General features: G+C 74.2%; 21 protein-coding genes, 1 tRNA gene and 1 pseudogene. 5 read left to right on the top strand and 18 right to left on the bottom strand.

Annotation, left to right across the window (positions count from 1 at the left end):
• Position 1 precedes the first annotated feature (1 nt).
• From ACSU6L_RS05125 to ACSU6L_RS05135, 3 genes are read left to right on the top strand one after another with little or no spacing between them, the layout of a single operon-like run.
• A complete protein-coding gene (locus tag ACSU6L_RS05125; protein WP_437053965.1) occupies positions 2-1141 on the top strand; it encodes an amidohydrolase family protein in 1140 nt (379 codons plus the stop codon).
• A gap of 24 nt (positions 1142-1165) precedes the next feature.
• Positions 1166-1693, top strand: a complete 528-nt coding sequence (locus ACSU6L_RS05130; RefSeq protein WP_073944305.1) for an NUDIX hydrolase family protein — start codon at positions 1166-1168, stop codon at positions 1691-1693.
• Positions 1690-2097, top strand: a complete 408-nt coding sequence (locus ACSU6L_RS05135; RefSeq protein ID WP_437053967.1) for a (2Fe-2S) ferredoxin domain-containing protein — start codon at positions 1690-1692, stop codon at positions 2095-2097. The genes ACSU6L_RS05130 and ACSU6L_RS05135 overlap by 4 nt, the downstream gene beginning before the upstream one ends.
• A gap of 74 nt (positions 2098-2171) precedes the next feature.
• On the opposite strand, the gene ACSU6L_RS05140 is transcribed toward ACSU6L_RS05135, so the two are convergent.
• The 3 genes from ACSU6L_RS05140 to ACSU6L_RS05150 all read right to left on the bottom strand — a co-directional run bounded on the left by ACSU6L_RS05140 (position 2172) and on the right by ACSU6L_RS05150 (position 4617).
• Complete coding sequence (locus ACSU6L_RS05140) at positions 2172-2783, bottom strand: sigma factor (protein ID WP_437053969.1); 612 nt, start codon at positions 2781-2783, stop codon at positions 2172-2174.
• A gap of 103 nt (positions 2784-2886) precedes the next feature.
• Positions 2887-3513 carry a hypothetical protein gene (locus tag ACSU6L_RS05145; protein WP_437053971.1) on the bottom strand — a complete coding sequence of 209 codons (627 nt, stop codon included), beginning with the start codon at positions 3511-3513 and terminating at the stop codon, positions 2887-2889.
• A 78-nt stretch (positions 3514-3591) separates the two neighbouring features.
• The gene (locus ACSU6L_RS05150; RefSeq protein WP_437053973.1) at positions 3592-4617 is read right to left on the bottom strand and encodes an NADP-dependent oxidoreductase; all 1026 of its coding nucleotides are present in this window, start codon (positions 4615-4617) and stop codon (positions 3592-3594) included.
• 137 nt (positions 4618-4754) lie between these two features.
• Between ACSU6L_RS05150 and ACSU6L_RS05155 the strand changes: the two genes are divergently transcribed.
• Positions 4755-6479 (top strand): BTAD domain-containing putative transcriptional regulator, encoded by a 1725-nt coding sequence (locus ACSU6L_RS05155; protein WP_437053975.1) that lies wholly within the window; start codon positions 4755-4757, stop codon positions 6477-6479.
• 232 nt (positions 6480-6711) lie between these two features.
• Here the strand turns inward: ACSU6L_RS05155 and ACSU6L_RS05160 are convergent.
• Positions 6712-6963 (bottom strand): annotated as a pseudogene (locus ACSU6L_RS05160) (pyridoxal-phosphate dependent enzyme); the annotation flags it as partial.
• Here ACSU6L_RS05160 and ACSU6L_RS05165 point away from each other — a divergent pair.
• Positions 6929-7195, top strand: a complete 267-nt coding sequence (locus ACSU6L_RS05165) for a LysR substrate-binding domain-containing protein (RefSeq protein WP_437053977.1) — start codon at positions 6929-6931, stop codon at positions 7193-7195. The pseudogene ACSU6L_RS05160 and the gene ACSU6L_RS05165 overlap by 35 nt on opposite strands.
• Before the next feature lie 53 nt (positions 7196-7248).
• Here the strand turns inward: ACSU6L_RS05165 and ACSU6L_RS05170 are convergent.
• The 14 genes from ACSU6L_RS05170 to ACSU6L_RS05235 form a co-directional block, all read right to left on the bottom strand.
• Positions 7249-7322, bottom strand: a tRNA-Pro gene (locus ACSU6L_RS05170).
• A 99-nt stretch (positions 7323-7421) separates the two neighbouring features.
• Positions 7422-8783, bottom strand: a complete 1362-nt coding sequence (locus ACSU6L_RS05175) for an MFS transporter (RefSeq protein WP_437053979.1) — start codon at positions 8781-8783, stop codon at positions 7422-7424.
• Between the two features lie 74 nt (positions 8784-8857).
• Positions 8858-9217 carry an MmcQ/YjbR family DNA-binding protein gene (locus tag ACSU6L_RS05180; RefSeq protein WP_437053981.1) on the bottom strand — a complete coding sequence of 120 codons (360 nt, stop codon included), beginning with the start codon at positions 9215-9217 and terminating at the stop codon, positions 8858-8860.
• A 30-nt stretch (positions 9218-9247) separates the two neighbouring features.
• The gene (locus ACSU6L_RS05185; protein ID WP_437053983.1) at positions 9248-9790 is read right to left on the bottom strand and encodes a GNAT family N-acetyltransferase; all 543 of its coding nucleotides are present in this window, start codon (positions 9788-9790) and stop codon (positions 9248-9250) included.
• Positions 9787-10371 carry a helix-turn-helix domain-containing protein gene (locus tag ACSU6L_RS05190; protein ID WP_437053985.1) on the bottom strand — a complete coding sequence of 195 codons (585 nt, stop codon included), beginning with the start codon at positions 10369-10371 and terminating at the stop codon, positions 9787-9789. The genes ACSU6L_RS05185 and ACSU6L_RS05190 overlap by 4 nt, the downstream gene beginning before the upstream one ends.
• Positions 10372-10442: 71 nt before the next feature.
• A complete protein-coding gene (locus ACSU6L_RS05195) occupies positions 10443-11816 on the bottom strand; it encodes a B12-binding domain-containing radical SAM protein (protein WP_437053987.1) in 1374 nt (457 codons plus the stop codon).
• A 36-nt stretch (positions 11817-11852) separates the two neighbouring features.
• Positions 11853-12755, bottom strand: a complete 903-nt coding sequence (locus ACSU6L_RS05200) for a LysR family transcriptional regulator (protein ID WP_437053989.1) — start codon at positions 12753-12755, stop codon at positions 11853-11855.
• Between the two features lie 36 nt (positions 12756-12791).
• Positions 12792-13985, bottom strand: coding sequence for a glycine C-acetyltransferase (locus ACSU6L_RS05205; RefSeq protein ID WP_437053991.1), 1194 nt, complete (start codon positions 13983-13985; stop codon positions 12792-12794).
• A 28-nt stretch (positions 13986-14013) separates the two neighbouring features.
• Positions 14014-15042: an L-threonine 3-dehydrogenase gene (gene tdh / locus ACSU6L_RS05210; protein ID WP_437053993.1), complete on the bottom strand. Its 1029-nt coding sequence runs from the start codon at positions 15040-15042 to the stop codon at positions 14014-14016.
• 165 nt (positions 15043-15207) lie between these two features.
• Entirely contained in the window at positions 15208-15771 is a 564-nt protein-coding gene (locus tag ACSU6L_RS05215) for a GAF domain-containing protein (protein WP_437053995.1), read from the bottom strand.
• A gap of 159 nt (positions 15772-15930) precedes the next feature.
• Positions 15931-16569, bottom strand: a complete 639-nt coding sequence (locus ACSU6L_RS05220) for a GTP-binding protein (RefSeq protein ID WP_437053997.1) — start codon at positions 16567-16569, stop codon at positions 15931-15933.
• A complete protein-coding gene (locus tag ACSU6L_RS05225; RefSeq protein ID WP_073944291.1) occupies positions 16547-16924 on the bottom strand; it encodes a DUF742 domain-containing protein in 378 nt (125 codons plus the stop codon). Before ACSU6L_RS05225 ends, ACSU6L_RS05220 begins: the two co-directional genes overlap by 23 nt.
• Positions 16921-17355, bottom strand: a complete 435-nt coding sequence (locus ACSU6L_RS05230; protein ID WP_073944290.1) for a roadblock/LC7 domain-containing protein — start codon at positions 17353-17355, stop codon at positions 16921-16923. Before ACSU6L_RS05230 ends, ACSU6L_RS05225 begins: the two co-directional genes overlap by 4 nt.
• A 62-nt stretch (positions 17356-17417) precedes the next feature.
• Positions 17418-19319 carry an ATP-binding protein gene (locus ACSU6L_RS05235; RefSeq protein WP_437053999.1) on the bottom strand — a complete coding sequence of 634 codons (1902 nt, stop codon included), beginning with the start codon at positions 19317-19319 and terminating at the stop codon, positions 17418-17420.
• Between the last annotated feature and the right edge of the window lie 47 nt (positions 19320-19366).

The raw sequence follows: 19366 nt of genomic DNA on the forward strand, positions 1-19366 counted from the left end.
CATGGCGGGGCCCGGACCGGTCGAGGAGGCCCTCGCCGCGCTGCCGCTCGTCGACCACCACTGCCACGGGGTCGTCACCGCGGCCCTTGGCCGGGACCGCTTCGAGTCCCTGCTCACCGAGGGCGACGCCTGGCCCGGCGTCTCCCCCTTCGACAGCCCCGCCGGCGTGGCCGTCCGCCGTCACTGCGCTCCCCTGCTGGACCTGCCGCGCCACGCCCCGCCCGACGAGTACCTGGCCCGGCGGACGGAACTGGGCGCGGCGGAGGTCAACCGGCGCTTGCTGGCCGCCTCGGGGACGGGCGTCCTCTGCGTGGACACCGGGTACGGGCCGCCGGACCTGACCGCCCCGGCCGAACTGGCGGCCGCCGCCGGTGCCGTCGCCTTCGAGGTCGTACGGCTGGAGCGGGTCGCGGAGGCGGTGGCGGCGGCCGGCGCGGAGCCCGACGCGTACGCCGAGGCCTTCCGCTCGGCCGCCTGGGAGGCGGTGCGGCGGCCCGGCGTGGTGGCGGTGAAGTCGGTGGCCGCCTACCGCACCGGCTTCGTCCTCGACCCGGCGCGGCCCGCCGACGCCGAGGTCACCGCCGCCGCCCGCCGGTGGCTCGCGGCGGGCGGCGGACGACTCGCCGACCCCGTACTGGTCCGGCACGTGCTGTGGACCGCCGTCGATCTCGGCGTGCCGCTCCAACTGCACACCGGGTTCGGCGACGCCGAGCTGCGGCTGCACCGCGCGGACCCCGCACTGCTGACCGACTGGCTGCGCCTGACCGCGGGCACGGTTCCGGTGCTGCTCCTGCACTGCTGGCCCTACCACCGGCAGGCCGCGTATCTGGCGTCGGTGTTCGAGCAGGTGTACCTCGATCTCGGCCTGACCCTCACGCACGTCGGTCCGGCCCGGGCGGGCGCGGTCCTCGCCGAGGCGATGGAGATCACCCCGTTCCGCAAACTCCTGTACAGCTCGGACGCCTACGGTGTGGCCGAGTTCTACACGCTCGGCGCGCTCGCCTTCCGGCGGGGACTGGCCGGACTGCTCGAGGAGAGGGTGGCCGCCGACGAGCTGAGCCTGCCCGACGCCCTGCGGATCGCCCGGTGGGCGGGAGGGGACAACGCCCGCCGGGTCTACCGGTTTTCCGACGCGACCTGAAAGTATGATCAAGCAATGTCTGACATGACCGAAACCACGCCCGGTTGGCTGACACCCGACGAACTCGAACTGGCCCGCGCCCGCATGCCGATCCTGTACGTCGAGGCGGTGCCGGTCCGCGTGGACGACAGCGGTGAGGTCACCAGTATCGGACTGCTGCTGCGCATCGGGCCGGACGGCACGGTCAGCCGCACCCTGGTCTCCGGCCGGGTGCTGCACCACGAACGCGTCCGGGACGCCCTGCTGCGCCACCTGGAGAAGGATCTCGGTCCGGTCGCGCTGCCCCGGGTGCCGGCCTCACTCCAGCCCTTCACGGTCGCCGAGTACTTCCCGACCCAGGGCATCACCCCGTACCACGACCCGCGTCAGCACGCGGTGTCCCTCGCCTACATCGTCCCGGTCACCGGCGACTGCCGGCCCCGGCAGGACGCCCTCGACCTGGTCTGGTTCAGCCCCCACGAGGCGGCGTCGGAGGCGGTGCAGAGCGAGATGCCGGGCGGGCACGGCGTCCTGCTCAAGCAGGCACTCGCCCACGTGGGCCTGGCGCTTTGAGCACCTCCGCCACCCTCAGGTTCGGGCCCCGGCCGTGCACGCTCGTCGTGTGCCGGGGCTGCTGCTGCGGCAACGCCCGCAAACACCCCGGCGCCGACCACGCCTGGCAGCTGGAGCGGCTGCGGGCCGCCGCGGCGGACTCCGGCGGCCGGTTCGCGGTGCGCGTCACGGACTGCCTCGGACCGTGCGACCAGGCGAACGTCGTCGTCGTGCAGCCGTCCGGCGCCGGGCGGCGGGCCGGGGGACGCGCCGTGTGGGTGGGTTTCGCGTCGGACGACGACTCCACCGACGAGCTGCTGCGCTGGGCGGAGGCGGGCGGCCCCGGCGTGGCCGAGCCGCCGGTGACGCTGGAGCTGCAGTTCATCCCGGCGCCGCGGGACGGCAAGGTGCGCAGCCGCCGCTGAGCGGACCGGTCTCGGGACGGGACTCCGGGCCGGGCGGCGGACGCGAGTACCGCGCGCCGCCCGGCCCGGTACCGTCACGCCGCTGCCGTGAGCAGGCCGATCAGGGTGGCGCGGGCCCGGGCGACCCGGGACCGCAGGGTGCCGACCGGGCAGCCGACGCGCCTGGCGGCCTCCTCGTACGGCAGGCCGAGCAGCTGGGTGAGGACGAACGCCTCCCGGCGCTCGTCGGGCAGCGCGGCCAGCAGGTCGAGCAGCGCGACCCCGTCGTCGAAGCCCGGCAGGCCGCACGGCTGCGCCCGCTCGACGACCGGCCGCCAGTCCGCGGCGTCGTGCAGCCGCGGCCTGGTCCCGGCGTACCGGTAGCTGTCGACGACGGCCCGGCGGGCGATGGCCAGCAGCCAGGAACGCGCCGAGGAGCGGCCCTCGAAGCGGTGCAGACTCCCGAGCGCGCGCAGGAACGTGTCCTGCGCGAGGTCGTCGACCGCCTGGGGGTCGGCGCAGAGGTGGGCGACGTAGCGCAGCACGTCGCGGTGGAGGGCGCGCACGAACCGGTCGGCGGCCGCCGGGTCGCCGCCGCGGGCGGCGAGCGCCCAGGCGGTTATCGACTCGTCGACCCCTTCGGGCCTGTCGGCGCGGACGCGTTTCTCGGCCCGCTCGGGCGAGGCGGGCAGGGAAGAAGTGATCACCGGGTGTCCTTCTCGTCACAGGGGAAAGCGGCCGTACCGCCCTGCGCGGGCGTACGGCCGGGGCCCGGGGCGCACTCGGGCGGCCCCGGGAAACCGGCTGTCGTCAGACGACAGCGGTCCCCTGCGGCGGACCCCGGGAGGTGATCGCGTGGACGAGGAGGAGGCGGCGCGGTGAGCGGTCCGCTCGGCGCCGCCGCACGCGCGGACGCGGCCGGTCGGGTACGACGGTCAGGGCGAGCGGCAGCCGCAGCGGTGCCGCCAGCCATCCGGCGACGGCGCGCACAATGCGGAACGCGGCGCGTTCGCCGTGCGCGAGCCACAGCCCGCACAGCAGGGCGGCCAGGAGGTGGGCGGCGAGCATTCCGGAGGACGACGAGCCGGACGGGTCGGAACCGGTCACCGATCCGCCCATGTGCCCTGCATGCGACATGTGCCCCATCTGGGACATGTGCGCGGTGTGCCCGAGGTCCGGTGTCCCGGACTGGGCGAGGGAGAACACCGAGTGCAGCGCGGTCTGGGCGGCGACCACGACGGTCGTGATCAGCGGCAGCCCGCGCTCACGCCCGGCCAGGCCCCAGCCCACGGCACCGGTCGCGGCGAGACCGCCGGCCAGCGTCCAGCCGGGCACGTGCCGGCCGGACATGAGGACGTGACCCAGGGCGGCGAGCAGCACACAGACGGCCGCGAACACCGCGGCCCGCACCGTGCGCGCACCCCACCCTGCAGTCATGACGGCCATATCCTCCCATCCGGCGCTCGATCCGTACTCGTGCGTACGGAATGCGTACGGAAGTCGGGGGCCGACGACTCAGAGACGGACGAGCATCTTCCCGGTGTTGGCGCCGCTCAGCACGCCGAGGAACGCCTCCGGCGCGTGCTCGACGCCCTCCACGACCGTCTCCTTGGTGCGCAGGCTGCCGTCGGCCAGCCAGCGGGCCGCGCGGGCGGCGTAGTCGGGGAGCCGGTCCAGGTGGGCGGTCACCAGCAGTCCGCGCAGGGTGAGTTGCCTGAGCACCGCGTCGTAGAGGTTGGCGGGGCCCGGCACCAGACCGGTGGCGTTGTAGCCGCTGATCATGCCGACCAGGGCCACCCGGCCCCCGCTGTTCAGGGCGCCGATCGCGGCCTGGAGGTGGTCCCCGCCGACGTTGTCGACGTACACGTCGATGCCGTCGGGCGCCGCCTCGGCCAGCTGCTCGGCGAGGGGTCCGGCACGGTGGTCGAGGGCCGCGTCGAAGCCGAACTCCTCCGTCAGGGCCCGGGTCTTGTCCGGCCCGCCCGCCGAGCCGACGACCCGTGACGCGCCGAACTTCCGGGCCAGTTGCCCGGCGACGCTGCCGACCGCGCCGGCGGCCCCGGAGACGAACACCACGTCGCCCTGCCGGACCGGAGCGGTCTCGGTGACCGCCAGATAGCCGGTGAAGCCGGTCTGGCCGAGGACGTGCAGGTGGTCCTGGGGGCGGGAGTCCGTCACGTCGAGGACGGTGACGTCGGCGGCGACGAGCAGGGCGTACTCGCGCCAGCCCGCGAAGTGCGCCACCGTCGCGCCCACCGGGACGGCCGGGCTGCGCGAGGCCACCACCTCGCCGACGGCGTGGCCCTCCAGCACCCGGCCCACCTCGAACGGGGCGACGTACGAGGGGGTGTCGTCCATCCGTCCGCGCATGTACGGGTCCACGGACATCCAGGTGTTGCGGACCAGGACCCGCCCGTCGCCCGGCTCGGGCACGTCGGTGCGCACCAGCCGGAAGTCGCCGGGCACCGGCGTGCCGTGCGGCCGGGCGGCGAGGTGGATCTCCCGGCTGACGGCGGGGGTGGGAGCGGTGTACGCGGTCATGGCTCAACCCTTCGGTGTTCGCGGCGCGTTGACGTTGTGACGTCATCGCTGACGTTCCGAACGGTGCCGGAGGCCACTTCAGGTCTTCTTCGGGTTCTCTGCAGGTCCTCGATCGGCGGTCCGGCTATCGTTCAGGCGTGCGTTTCGGGGTGCTCGGCCCGCTGGCCGTGTGGACGGAGGACGGCCTGCCGGTGCATGTGCCGGAGGCGAAGGTGCGGGCGCTGCTCGCACACCTGCTGGTCGCCGAGGGCCGTCCGGTCCCGGCGGACCGGCTGATCGAGGGCCTGTGGGGCGACCGGCTGCCCCGCAACCCGGCCGCCGCGCTGCAGACCCGCGTCTCCCAGCTGCGCCGGGCGCTGGAGGCGGGCGAGCCCGGCGGCCGGAACCTGGTCGTCCGGCAGCCGCCCGGCTATCTGCTCGCCGCCTCCCCCGACTCGGTCGACGCGGGCACGTTCCGCGCGCTGGCCGCCCGCGCCCGCGAGGCCGGCGGCCCCCGGGACCGGACGGCCCTGCTGGCGGACGCGCTGGGCCGGTGGCGGGGGCCCGCGTACGCCGACGTGTCGGACCAGGGCTTCGCGCGCACGGCGATCGTCCGGCTCGAGGACGAGCGGGTGACCGCGCTGGAGGCGCACGCGCAGGCCCGCCTCGACCTCGGCGAGCACGACACGCTGGCCGGTGAACTGAGCGCCCTGCTCGCCCACCACCCGCTCTGCGAACGCCTGCACGCCGCCCACCTGCGCGCCCTGTACCTGGCGGGCCGGCAGAGCGAGGCCATGGCCGCCTACGCGCGGCTGCGCGCCCGCCTCGCCGACGAACTCGGCGTGGATCCGGGCCCCGAGGTGCGCGCCCAGTACGAGGCGATCCTCCGGCAGCACGACTCCGCGCCGGGCACCGTCGCCCCGCCCGCAGCGCCGCCGCCGGCCGTCGTGGCCCCACTCGTCGGCCGGGCGGACGCGGTGGCCGAGGTGCGGACGCTGCTCGCGTCGGCCCGGCTGGTGACGCTGACCGGGCCGGGCGGGGTCGGCAAGACGAGCCTCGCCCTGGAGGTGGTGCGCGGCCTCGGCGCCGAGGACGTCGGGTACGTCGACCTGGCCGGACCGGACCGGTCGTCCGCCACTCCGGAGACGGTGTCCGGCCTGATCGCCCGCGCCCTGACCGCCCGGCCCTCTCTGCTCCTCCTGGACACCTGCGAGCACGTCGTCGAGGCGGTCGCCGAGGTGACCGAGGGCCTGCTGGGCGCGGAGCCCGCCCTGCGCGTCCTGGCCACCGGCCGGGAACCGCTCGGCGTGCCCGGCGAACGCGTGTGGACCGTACCGCCGCTCAGCACGCCGCCGCCGCGGACGCCCCTGGACGAACTGCCTTCGTACGACGCGGTGAAACTGTTCACCGACCTCGCGCCCACGGGTTTCCGGCTGGGTCCCGGCAACGCGGCGGCCGTCACCGCGATCTGCCGGCGGCTGGACGGGCTGCCCCTCGCCCTGGAACTGGCCGCCGCCCGGATGCGCGCCCTCGGCGCCGCCGAGCTGGCCGCCCGGCTCGACTCCGGCCTGTTCGCCGTACTCACCACGGGCCGGCGCGGCGGCCCCGCGCGGCAGCGGACCCTGCGCGCCACGCTGGAGTGGAGCTGGGCGCTGCTCTCCCCTCCCGAGCGGGCCGTCCTGCGCCTGCTGGGCGGGGGCGACGACGGCCACGCGCTCGCGGACGTCGAGAAGACCGCCGCCGAGGAGGGGCTGCTGGACTCGGCCCTGGACGCGTTGTCCCGGCTGGTGGACCGCTCGCTGCTGCTGCTCGAGGACGGCACCGACGGACCCCGCTACCGGCTGCCGGAGACGGTCCGCGCCTATCTGCGGGAAATCGGTTAGGGCCGTCACCCGTGCGGAGCTGTCACGAACCGGTCGCGACCACGAGGCCGAGGCCGATCAGCACGACGCCCGTGGTCCGTCCGAGCGCGCGGCGAGTGCCCGGCCTTTCGAGGACCTGCCGGTCCTTGGCCAGCAGGAGCACGTAGCCGCCCAGCCACACGACGGTGAGGGCGGCGTGGAGGAGGAGCGTCATGGCCCAGGCCGCCGGCAGGCGGGGCGGGGCCAGCGTGGGCAGCGTCTCGTCGTAGGAGCCCTGAACCTCGGTGACCTGCGCCCCTTCGGCGGCGATGGCCGCCACGGCCCGCGGGTGCACGCTCCGCGGCACGAAGACGTGGGCGCGCAGGCCGAGCAGGCGCGCCATGCGGGCCACGGCGCGGCCGTGGTTGCCGTCGGTGGCGGTCACCTGGGCGACCGGGCCCGCTTCGCCGCTCCCGGCCCGCTCCGTCAGAGTGCCGTTCGAACCCGACGTACGGTTCGAGACCACCGACCTGCTGCTCCACGTGCGTCTCGTCGAGCAGGGACACGCCGCCGCTCTCCTCCCCGACCTGGTCTGGAGCGGGCGGACCCCGACCGTCGCCCTGCGGCGGCTCCCTCGCGGACGGCACACGCGCCGCGTCTTCACCGTCGTACGCCCTGGCCGCAGCCGGCACCCCGCCGTCCAGGCGTGCCGGAGGGCCCTCCTCGACGCGACCGCCGAAAGCGGCTTCCCGAGATGACCGAAGGCCGATTCGGATCTCCGAATCGGCCTTCGGCCTTCGACTCTCACAAGTCGGGACGACAGGATTTGAACCTGCGACCCCTTGACCCCCAGTCAAGTGCGCTACCAAGCTGCGCCACGTCCCGATGCCGTCTGACCTGGGGTTTCCCCTGGCCGAACGCGCAGAGAAACAATACCGCACTCGGGTCGGTGCTCGCGCACCCCTTTATCGGTGGGCGGGTGCCTCAGCGGCGGAGGGCCGGCTTGCCCGGGAGCGTGGGCGTGCGGGACGCGGAGGGGGTGTCGACGCGGACGAGGCCGCGGATCGCCCGCACCGACAGCAGGGACATCACGACGACGAAGCTCATCGCCCCGGCGACCAGCAGCACCTGCCGCGCGCCGAGCACGGAGGCCGCCGGTCCCGCGAGGGCCTGGCCGACGGGCATCATCGCCAGGGAGCCGGCCACGTCGTAGGCGTGGATGCGGTTGAGGACGTCGGGCTGGACCTGTGTCTGCACGGTCGTCGCCCACATCACGCCCCAGAACGACAGCCCGGCCCCGGCGACGGCGGCCCCTGCCGCCATGGCGGGGACGCCGAGTCCGAGGCCGACGGCGAGCGGGTACCCGGCGAAGCCGGTCAGGGCGATCGCGCCGGCGCGCAGCATCCGGCGGGGCCGCAGCCGCAGGGCGAGGAGCCCGCCGACGACGGTGCCGGCGCCGAGGGCGGAGTTGACCAGGCCGTAGGCGCGCGGCCCGTGGTCGCGCACCACCTCGGTGGCCACCAGGGGCCCGGTCGGCCCCCAGACGGCGATCATGTAGAGGCACCAGACGGCGATGACGCCCCACAGCCAGGTCCTGGAGCGGAACTCGTGCCAGCCCTCGACCAGGTCGGCCCGGAAGGTGTCCGCCGCGTGACCGGTGGGACGGCTGTCGGGGGCGAGCGGGGGCAGGCGCAGCAGCAGGAGACACAGGGCGCTGATCGCGTAGGTGGCGGCGTGGGCGGCGAACACCCCGCCGGGCGAGGCGAAGCCGACGAGCAGGCCGGCGACGGCGGGTCCGGCGAGCTGGGCGACCGACTCGGCGACCCGGATGGCCCCGTTGGCGCCCTGGACGTCCGCGGCGAGGCGGGGCACCATGCTGGCCACGCCGGGCTGGAAGAGGGCCCCCGCGGCGCCGTTGGCCAGGCCGATCGCGCAGATCTCCCAGAGGACCACGTGGTCGGCGAGGAACAGCCCCGCCGCGACGGCCTGGGTGCCGAGCCGGACCAGGTCGGCCCAGATCATCAGCGTGCGGGTGGCGAACCGGTCGGCGATCACCCCGGCGAAGACGACGAGCCCGGCGAAGGTGGCGGCGGTCGCGGCCATCGCCAGGCCGACCGCGCCGGCTCCGTACCCGTGCTGGAGCAGGCCCGCGGCCAGGGCGACCGGCAGCATGGTGTCGCCGAGCCGGGCGACGGCGCGGGCGACGAAGAACAGGCCGAAGTCGCGTGACCACAAGCCGTGCGAGCCGGGGCCGGGGACGGCTTCGGCACCGGCGCCGGTCTCCGTGCCTCCCCCGCCCGCCCCGCTTCCCCGGCCCTCCCCCTGCGACGGTGTCCCGGACGTCACTGGCCCACTCCCTCCCCGGCCCCCACTCGGGCCCGGGGATCATGCCACGGCGGCCGGGCGCGCCCAAGGGATTTTCACTCCGCGGCCGGCAGCCCCAACTCCGGGTAGGAGTCGAGGAGTCGGGGCGGGGCCGCCTGCCGCCAGGAGTCGGCGAGGATGTCCCGCAGTTCCGTCTCGTCCTCCAGCGCGGCGAGCCGTACCCGCACCCAGGCGAACTGGGCCTCGTGGTCGGCGATCCAGAACTTCTCCGGTTCGGCCAGGGCCAGTTCGTCACGCTCGTCCTTGGGACAGCGCACCGCCATGGAGGTCTCGTCCTCGGGCAGCGTGGCGAACATCTTCCCCGCCACCCGGAACGTGGGCATGCTCCAGGCGATCTTCTCCGTGGTGTCCGGCAGCGACAGGGCGATACGGCGTACGTCTTCGGCATCCGACATGCCCCGCACGGTAGCCCCTGCCACTGACATTCACCTGGTGGGAGCCGTACCGGCGGCGCCGGGGAGCCGCTTGTAGTAGATCGTCGTCGGCCGCAGTTCCCCGCCGGGTGCCGCCGCGTAGTCGGGGATCGCGCCGAGCCGCGTCCAGCCCGCCGAGCCGTACAGACGCTCGGCGAGGCTGCCGGTCTCGGTGTCGAGGTGGAGCAGGGTGATCCCGGACTCGGCGGCGGACTGCTCGGCGGTGGCCAGGAGGCGGCGCCCGATGCCCCGGCCGCGGCCGTCGCGGCGCACCATCAGCTTGACCACCTCGCCGCGGTGGCGGCTGTTGGCCTTGCCGGCGAAGGCGAGGCCGACGGTGCCGACCAGCCGGTCCCCGTCGTCCGCGGCCCAGACGGCGAGCTGCCCGGCGGCGACCTCCGCGGCCCGCTCCCGCCACCAGGCCGCGGCCTCGGCGGGGTCGAGCGGGCCGAGGAAGCCGACGGAGGCGCCGCCCGCCACGGTGTCGACCAGCAGCTCCGCGAACTCGTCGGCGCGCTCGCGCAGTCGGCTGGCGTCCAGCCGGACGATGGTCACGGCAGCACCACCGCCAGCACATAGCGCGCCTCGCGGGGGCCTGCGCACCGGAACCGCGTCGGGCCCCACACCCGCAGGCGCAGGCAGTCCCCGGCGTCGAGACGGTGCCCGACGTCCTGCGCGGTCACCTCCAGGGCGCCCTCCAGCACCCAGATGTGCTGTTCGAGGCCGGGCACGGGCGGCCGGTCGTAGGCCAGGTCGGCGCCCGGGGCGAGCCGTCCCTCGACGAGTTCGCCGCGCAGCCCGGGGTGCGGCGGCGACACGGAGCGCCGCACGAAGCCGGAGGCACGGTCCTCCCACACCGGCTGCTCGGCGGCGCGCAGCAGCGGCGCGGGCTCCGCCTCGACCTCGCTGAGCAGCCGGGACATGGTGCGTCCGTAGACGTTGCACAGACGGTTCAGGACGGCGGCGGTGGGGCTGATCTCCGCCCGTTCGGCGCGGGACAGGGTGGACCGGCTGACCCCGCTGAGCTCCGCCAGCTCGCCGAGCGACCAGCCGTGTTCGGCCCGCAGCTCGGCGAGGCGGGCGCCGAGCCGGGCGTCGACAGGGTCCGGCCCGGCTTCGGTGAGGTTCTGTTTCATATCAGGGATGTTATCCCGAATATGAAACAGAGTAGGAGGCAGAGAGGAGACGGACAGGAGGCAGCCGACGATCACCGCCTCCCGCCGAACGCCGCCAGCGTCCGCTCCAGCGCCGGCAGCGCCCGCACCACCCGCTTCGAGCGGATCAGCAGGTCCCACGCGGGCTCGAACTTCTTCCAGCCGCCCGCGTACGCCAGGTGCCGCAGCCGCTCGTGCGGGCCGGGCTGCGCCGCCGAGCCGCGCCAGATGCTGGACCAGCGGTAGAAGTCGCGGTAGGCCCGCCAGTAGCCGTCCTCCAGTTGACGCGGCGTCATCCCCTTGGGGCGGTAGACGACGTGGCGGGTGTCGTAGAGGTCCCAGTCGCGGTGCACGATCCGCCCCTCGGACTCCAGTTGCTTCCACAGCCCGGTCGACGGATACGGCGTCATGATGTGGAAGGTCGCCGTCTCGATGCCCTGGTCGACCGCCCACGCCACGGTCCGGTCGAACACGTCCGGCCCGTCCTGGTCGAGGCCGAAGACGAAGCTGGCGTTGACCATGACCCCGGCGTCGTGCAGCCGCCGTACCGCCGCCGCGTAGTCGGTGCCGATGTTCTGGTTCTTGCGGCGCTCGGCGAGGTTGGCGTCGTTGACGGTCTCGAAGCCGACGAACAGACTGCGCAGCCCGGCCTCCACGGCGCGCTCCAGCAGGTCCGGCCTCAGCACGGAGCTGACCGTGCCCGCCGCCTGCCACAGGCGGCCCATCCCCTTCATGCCGTCGAACAGGGCCTCGGCGAACCGCCGGTTGCCCAGCAGGTGGTCGTCGAGGAAGTACAGGTGGCGGCCGGGCAGCCGGTCGATCTCGGCGAGGGCGTCGTCGACGGCCTGGGTGTAGAAGGACTTCCCGCCCTCGAAGAAGGCGTCCTTGTAGCAGAAGTCGCAGTGGTGCGGGCAGCCGCGGGACACCACGATCGAGTTGGGCACGAGGTAGAGGTGGCGCTTGATCAGGTCGCGGCGGACCGGCGGCAGTCCGGCGAGGGTGCGCAGCGTCGAGTCGTAGCGGCGGGCGGGCGCACCGTCGCGGAAGTCCTTCAGGAACAGCGGCCAGGTGTCCTCGCCGGGGCCGGTGAAGATCGTGTCGGCGTGCGCCGCGGCCTCCTCGGGCAGCGAGGTCACGTGCAGTCCGCCCATGGCCACGTGCACACCGCGGGCACGGAAGTGGTCGGCTATCTCGTAGGAGCGTCTGGCGGAGGTGATGTACGGCTGGACGACCAGCAGGTCGGGGGTCGGCAGGGACTCCAGGTCGAGGCGCTCGACGTGTTCGTCGTGGAGCGTGACCTCGTCGTCGGGGTCGAGGTAGCCGGCGAGGGTGGCCAGGCCCAGAGGCGGGAACAGCGAGTACTTGATGGGCCGGAACAACGGGCTCGTCGCCTCGGTCAGGGCCGGGAGGATCATCGTCACACGCATGACAGCCCAGACTGCGTTCGGCCGGTGGCCGGTTCCCTACCCTTCGGCGGCCGCCCGCAGCGCGTCCAGCACGGGCCGGATCAGCGGGTGCTCCTCGGCGCCCCGGCGGACGGCCGCGAAGACCCGGCGGGTGGGCGCCACCCCGTCGACCGGCCGGACCACCACCCCCGCCAGGTCCATGCCGCGCAGCGCCGAGCGCGGTACGAGGGCCACGCCCGCGTCGGCCGAAGCCAGTGCCACGACGGCGCGGAAGTCGTCGGAGGAGTGCTCAAGACGCGGCTGGAACCCCGCGCTCTCGCAGGCCAGCACGACCACGTCGTGGCAGGGGTTGCCGGGGTAGGGGCCGATCCACGGGTCCTTGGCCAGCTCCGCCAGCGGCACCTCCGGGGCGTCGGCGAGCCGGTGGGTGACCGGGACGACCGCGTCGAACGGCTCCGCGTACAGCGGCACGTGCGTCAGCCGGGGATCGTCGGCGGGCGGTGCCCCCCGGTACTCGACGGCCACCGCCACGTCGACCTGCCGGTCCAGCACCATCGGCAGGCTGGCGTCGCCCTCGGCGTCCTGGACCCGGATGCCGATGCCGGGCGAGGTGCGGGCGAGGCGGGCCACGGCGGGCGCGACGACCTCGGCGATGCCGGTCGCGAAGGCGGCGACGGTGACCGTGCCCGCCGCGCCCGAGCTGTACGCGGCCAGCTCGGCCTCGGCCCGCTCCAGCTGGGCGAGGACGAGGTTGGTGTGGCCGAGCAGGATCTCGCCGGCGGGGGTGAGCCGCACGCCCTTGGCGCCGCGCTCCACCAGCCGGTGGCCGGTCTCCTGCTCCAGGGCCGTCAGCTGCTGGGAGACCGCGGACGGCGTGAGGTACAGCGCGGCGGCAGCCGCCGTCACCGTGCGGTGGTCCGCCACCGCACGGAGGATGTGCAGCCGCCGCGCTTCGATCACGGGGTCGATTCTCTCAGGTCGGGAGACCGGCACGGATCAGGCGGCCAGCTCCGCGCGGGCGGCCACGAACGCGTCCACGGCCCGGTTGACGTCGTCCGTGGAGTGCGCGGCGGACAGCTGGACCCGGATCCGGGCCTGCCCCTGCGGCACCACCGGGTAGGAGAAGCCGATCACGTACACGCCGCGCTCCAGCAGCAGCTCGGCCATCCGGCCCGCCTCGGCGGCGTCGCCGATCATCACGGGTGCGATGGCGTGGTCGCCGGGGAGGATGTCGAAGCCCTCCTCGGTCATCCGGCGGCGGAACAGCGCGGTGTTCTCGGCGAGCCGGACGCGCAGGTCGTCCGCGGCCTCCAGCAGGTCGAGGACCTTCAGCGAGGCGGCGGCGATCACCGGGGCGAGGGTGTTGGAGAACAGGTACGGCCGGGAGCGCTGGCGCAGCAGGGCGACGATCTCGGCGCGGGCGGCGACATAGCCGCCGGAGGCGCCGCCGAGCGCCTTGCCGAGGGTGCCGGTGATGATGTCGACGCGGTCCATCACGCCGTGCAGCTCGGGGGTGCCGCGCCCGCCGGGGCCGACGAAGCCGACGGCGTGCGAGTCGTCGACCATGACCATGGCGTCGTACCGGTCGGCGAGGTCGCAGATCTCGCGCAGCGGCGCCACATAGCCGTCCATGGAGAAGACGCCGTCGGTGACGATCAGGCGGCGGCGCGCGTCGGAGGCCTCCTTCAGCTGGCGCTCCAGGTCCTCCAGGTCCCGGTTGGCGTAGCGGAAGCGGCGGGCCTTGGACAGGCGGATGCCGTCGATGATCGACGCGTGGTTGAGCGCGTCGGAGATCACCGCGTCCTCGGGGCCGAGCAGCGTCTCGAAGACACCGCCGTTGGCGTCGAAGCAGGAGGAGTACAGGATCGTGTCCTCCTGGCCGAGGAAGGCGGACAGCCGCGCCTCCAGCTCCTTGTGCACCTCCTGGGTGCCGCAGATGAAGCGCACGGAGGCCATGCCGTAGCCCCAGCGGTCCAGCGCCTCGTGGGCCGCGGCGACGACCTCGGGGTGGTCGGCGAGGCCGAGGTAGTTGTTGGCGCAGAAGTTGAGGACCTCGCCGGGACGGCCGCCCGCGGTGACGTTCACGGTCGCGGACTGCGGGGTGCCGATCACCCGCTCCGGCTTGTGCAGGCCGGCGGCGCGGATCTCGTCGAGGGTGGCGCGCAGGTCGTCGCGCACGGAGTCGAACATCGAAGAAGCTCCTAAAGCTGTACGGGGGCTACGCGGTCCAGTCGAGGATGACCTTGCCGCCGCGGCCGCTCGCCGCGTCGGCGAACGCCGCCTCGAAGTCGCGGTAGTCGTACCGGCCGGTGATCACGGGGGCGAGGTCGAGGCCGCCTTCGAGCAGCACCGACATGGCGTACCAGGTCTCGAACATCTCCCGGCCGTAGATGCCCTTGACGGTGATCATCGAGGTGACGATCCGGGCCCAGTCGACCGGGAACTCCTCGGACGGCAGGCCGAGCATGGCGATCCGGCCGCCGTGCGTCATGTTGGCGATCATGTCGCGCATCGCCTCGGGGCGGCCGGACATCTCCAGTCCGATGTCGAAGCCCTCGCGCAGGCCCAGCTCCCGCTGCCCGTCGGCGATCGTGGCGCCGGAGACGTTCAGCGCGAGGCTCACCCCTATCTTGCGGGCCAGCTCCAGGCGCTCCTCGCTGACATCGGTGATCACCACGTTGCGGGCGCCGGCGTGCCGGGCCACCGCGGCGGCCATCAGACCGATCGGGCCGGCGCCGGTGATCAGCACGTCCTCGCCGACCAGCGGGAACGACAGCGCGGTGTGCACCGCGTTGCCGAACGGGTCGAAGATCGCCGCGACGTCGAGGTCCACCGGCACGCGGTGCACCCACACGTTGGACGCGGGCAGGGACACGTACTCGGCGAACGCGCCGTCCCGGCCGACGCCGAGGCCGACCGTGGCCCGGCACAGGTGGCGGCGTCCGGCCAGGCAGTTGCGGCACTTGCCGCACACCAGGTGGCCCTCGCCGCTGACCCGGTCGCCGACCGCGATGTCGGTGACGTCCCGGCCGGTCCCGACGACCTCGCCGACGAACTCGTGCCCGACGACGAGCGGGGTGCGGATCGCCTGCTGCGCCCAGCCGTCCCAGGACCGGATGTGCAGATCGGTGCCGCAGATACCGGTGCGCAGCACCTTGATCAGTACGTCGCCGGGTCCGACGGCGGGCTCCGGGACGTCCGCGAGCCAGAGCCCGGGCTCCGCCTTCTCCTTGACCAGCGCCTTCAACGCAACGGCTCCTGAGGGTGAGATCCCGCCCGCGGGCATGCCGAAGAAGCCCGTGGACGGGGAAAGGTGTGGAATCGCCTAGCAATCTTCCGTACGAGGATGCCCCCGGTCCATCGAGGTTTTCTTAAGCGGCGCCACAGCTTTCCTTCACACCCCCCGGAGGGGTCAACGCGCGGGGCCGCCCTCCAGGCGGGCGGCGAGGTCCGCGGCCGTCGACTTGATGGTCTCCAGGCCGAGGCGGCCCCAGGGCCGGGGCGCTACGTCGGCGACGGACACCGTGCCCAGCACCATGCCGGTGGTGTCGATGAGCGGGGCGCCGAGATAGGAGCGGATGCCGAACTCGTCGACGACCGGGTTGCCCGCGAACCGCGGATAGTCGCGGACGTCCTCCAGGACGAGCGCCTTGCGCCGGGCCACCACATGGGGGCAGAAGCCGTGGTCGCGCGGCAGATGGCGGCCGACCACGGGCCGGGCACCGCCGTCGGGCCCGGCGGGCCCGGCCGCCGGGGCGCGCAGGCCGGCGAAGAACTGCCCGTGCTCGTGCAGGAAGTTGACCATGGCGTACGGCGCCCCGGTGTGCGCGGCGAGCTGTGCCGCGAAGGCGTCGAGGGCGGGCTCCGGGCGCTCCCCGAGACCGAGGCCGCGCAGCCGCAGGGTGCGGGCGGGGGCCTCCTTGTCCTCGGGGGTGAGCAGCAGACGACCGGCCGGGCGCGGCGGGTCGTAGCTCATGGGCGGGCTCCGTCGCTGTGGGCGGATGTCATGTGCGGCTCCGTGCGATGGGGCGAAGGGACGATGGGCGGTCGGGGAGGTTGGGGTGGTCGGGTGGGACGGTCAGGGGCATTGGGGCGGTCGGGCGGTCGGGGGCGGTGGCGTCGTCGGGGTCGGTGGTCACCGGTGCGCGCCGTGGCTCGGCGCGGGGACGGCGGGGGCGTGGGCGATGAGGTGCCGGACCAGGGTGAGCAGGGTCTGGACCCCGGAGGCGGAGATGCGGGCGTCGCAGCGGACCACGGGGATCCGCGGGTCGAGGTCGATGGCGGCCCGCACCTCCTCGGGGTCGTAGCGGTGCGCCCCGTCGAACTCGTTGACGGCGATGATGAAGCCGAGGCCGCGCTCCTCGAAGAAGTCGACGGCCGCGAAGCACTCCTCCAGCCGGCGGGTGTCGGCGAGGATGACCGCGCCGAGCGCGCCCTCGGACAACTCGTCCCACATGAACCAGAACCGTTCCTGTCCGGGCGTGCCGAACAGGTACAGCACATGGTCGGAGTCGAGGGTGATCCGACCGAAGTCCATGGCGACGGTCGTCTCCATCTTGTTCTCGATGCCGTCGAGGTTGTCGGTTCCGACGCTGACGGTGGTGAGGAGCTCCTCGGTGCTCAGCGGGGCGATCTCGCTGACCGCGCCGACGAAAGTGGTCTTGCCGACCCCGAACCCGCCCGCGACCAGGATCTTCAGAGCGGTGGGAAAGGGGTCGGCGCCGTCGTCGTGACCGGCGCTGTAGTCGTACTCAGAGCTGTCGTCGTAGTCCATCGAGCACTGCCTCCAGAAGGGCCCGGTCCGTGGGGTTGTGGTGGAAGGCGGGGGGCTTGGTGGTCAGCGCCCCGCAGTCGACGAGGTCCGCCAGCAGCACCTTGGCGACCACCGCCGGCAGCTTCAGATGGGCGGCGATCTCGGCGACCGATACGGGTGCGCGGCACAGGTCGAGGGCCTGCGCGTGTTCGGGGCCGAGGTAGCCGAGGGCGGTGGCGCCGGTGGCCATCACCTGCGACATCAGGTCGAGCGCGACGGTGGGGCGGGTGCGGCCGTTGCTGACCGTGAACGGGCGCACCAGCCGCCCGGCCGCGTCATCGAGCCAGGGCCCGTCGCCGGCCGTCGCCGCGCTCAAGGCCTCATCGCCGTGGGTTCGACGGCGTGCTGCCGGGGCGCGGTCACCAGGTACGGGCGGACGCTCTTGACCAGCATCGCCATCTCGTAGCCCAGCACGGCGGCGTCGGCCTCCCGGCCGGCGAGCACGGCGAGACAGGTGCCGGAGCCGGCGGTGGTGACGAACAGCAGGGTCGAGTCCAGCTCGACGACCACCTGCCGGACGTCGCCGCCGTCACCGAAGCGGACTCCGGCGCTGCGGCCGAGGGAGTAGAGGCCGGAGGCCAGCGCCGCCATGTGGTCGGCGCTGTCGGGATCGAGGCCGTGCACCGACTTCACCAGTCCGTCGCAGGACAGCAGGACGGCGCTGGTGGTGTGGGGGACGCGCTGCACGAGGCCGCTCATCAGCCAGTCGAGATCGGATACGAGGCCGGTGGAGGCATCGCTCGCCATGGTGGATCGACTCCTTGGGGTACGAAGGTCTGCGGGAGCGCAGGGGGGTGGGGTGGGGGTGGTCATCCGGCGGACGCGCTCCCGTCGTGCCGGGTGGTGGAACGGAGGTCGGAGGCCATCGCCTCGGGGGTCACGGACGCGCGCACGGGTCGTACGTCCAGCGGGGGTACGGCCGTGGTGGGCGGCTCCGCGGGGACCGGGCCGGGGTGGGGGCCGGCCGCCGGCTCCAGGCTCTGCTGGGCTTCGGCGAGACCGATGCCCCGCTGGAAGGCCGCCATCAGGCCGGGGTCGTGGCCGACGGGCTGGCCGTCGTCCTGGCGCGGTGCGGGACCGCCGCGCAACTGGGGGACGATGTGTTCCTGCGCGCGACGCCGGGGCAGCCGGGGCTTGCCCATGGTGCCGCCCACGACACCGCCGTGCCGCGGCACGGGCGGCACTCCCTCCCGCTCGGCGACGACCGGCCGGTCCTCGGCACGGATGCCGGGAGCCGCGTCCGCGGGGTTCACCCGCTCGGTACGCGCGCCACGGGTGGGGAGGCGGGCGGGGTGAGCGCCGGGGTCGGGCTGCGCACCCTGGTCGGGGAAGGCGGCGGAGTGCGTGCCCGGGCGGACGTGGACGTCCTGCCCGGTGTCGGCGCGCTGGTGGACCGGCTGGTGCCGGGGCTGCGGTGCGGGCGAGGGTGCCGTGCCCGTCCCCGTGCCCCCGGCCGCGCCGGCAGCTCGCCCAGCGTTCTCCCCCGCTTCGCCGCCCGAACCCGCGGCCGCGCCCAGCAGCTCCTGGGGTACGACGAGCACGGCCTGCACGCCCCCGTAGATGTTGGACTGCAGGCGTACCTCGATCCCGTGCCGGCGGGCGAGTTGGGAGACGACGTACAGCCCGATGCGGCCGTCCGCCAGCAGGCGGGCCACGTTGACCTGGTCGGGGTCGTCGAGCAGCTGGTTCATCCGCGTCTGCTCGTCGACCGGCATGCCGAGGCCGCGGTCCTCGACCTCGACGGCGAGGCCGGACGTGACGAGGCTGGCGCGCAGCAGCACCTGGGTGTGCGGGGCGGAGAACACCGTGGCGTTCTCGACGAGTTCGGCGAGCAGGTGGATCACGTCGGCGACGGCGTGGCCGCGCAGGGTGCCGTCGATCGGCGGGACGAGTTTGACCCGCGAGTACTGCTCCACCTCGGCGATCGCCGAGCGCAGCACCTCGGTCATGGAGACCGGGTTGCTCCACTGCCGCCGCGAGACGGCACCGCCGAGCACGGCCAGGTTCTCGGCGTGGCGCCGGGTCCGGGTGGCGAGGTGGTCGACGTGGAACAGGCTCTTGAGCAGATCGGGGTCCTCGATCTCGTTCTCGAGGTCGTCGAGGAGGGCGATCTCGCGGTGCACCAGGGACTGCAGCCGGCGGGCCAGGTTGACGAAGACCTCGAGTTTCTGTTCGCTGCCCGTCTGGCTGGAGAGCTGCGCGGCCTGCACGACGGCGGTGACGGCGCCGTCGTGCAGGCGGGTGAGGTCGGCCGCGAGCAGGTCGAAGTCGTCGGCGTCCTCGGGCGGTGCGCCGTGCGGGGCGAGCGGGGGCGGCGCCTCGCCGCGCCGCAGTCCTTCGACGAGGGCGCGCAGGTCGGCCTCGCGCCGTGCGCTGCCGCGGCGCAGCGCGGCGACGCGTTCGTGCACCGACCGGGCGGCGCGTCGGGCGGCCACGGCGGCGATCACGATCCCGGCGAGGGCCACGCATGCCGCCCCGGCGAGGACGGCCCACAGGGTGAGACCGGTCCGTACGCCGGTGGAGCGGACGGTGAACAGCACGGCCGCGCAGCCGCCGAGGGCGACCGCGATGGGCGGCAGGACGGCGAGGCGCAGCAGTTGGGACCGTATGTGTGCCTCGGGCAGTGCGGGGGCAGTGCGGGCGACCGGTCGCCCGTGCCGTCCGCCTTCACGGCGGTCTGCGCGTGCGGCCGGTGCGCGGAGGTGTGACATCGGTGTCCTCGTACTGGTCCGTGTACTGGTCCGTCGGCCGGATGCCC

Origin of the sequence: Streptomyces sp. enrichment culture, from assembly GCF_964272855.1 — a bacterium.
Lineage (GTDB): Bacteria > Actinomycetota > Actinomycetes > Streptomycetales > Streptomycetaceae > Streptomyces.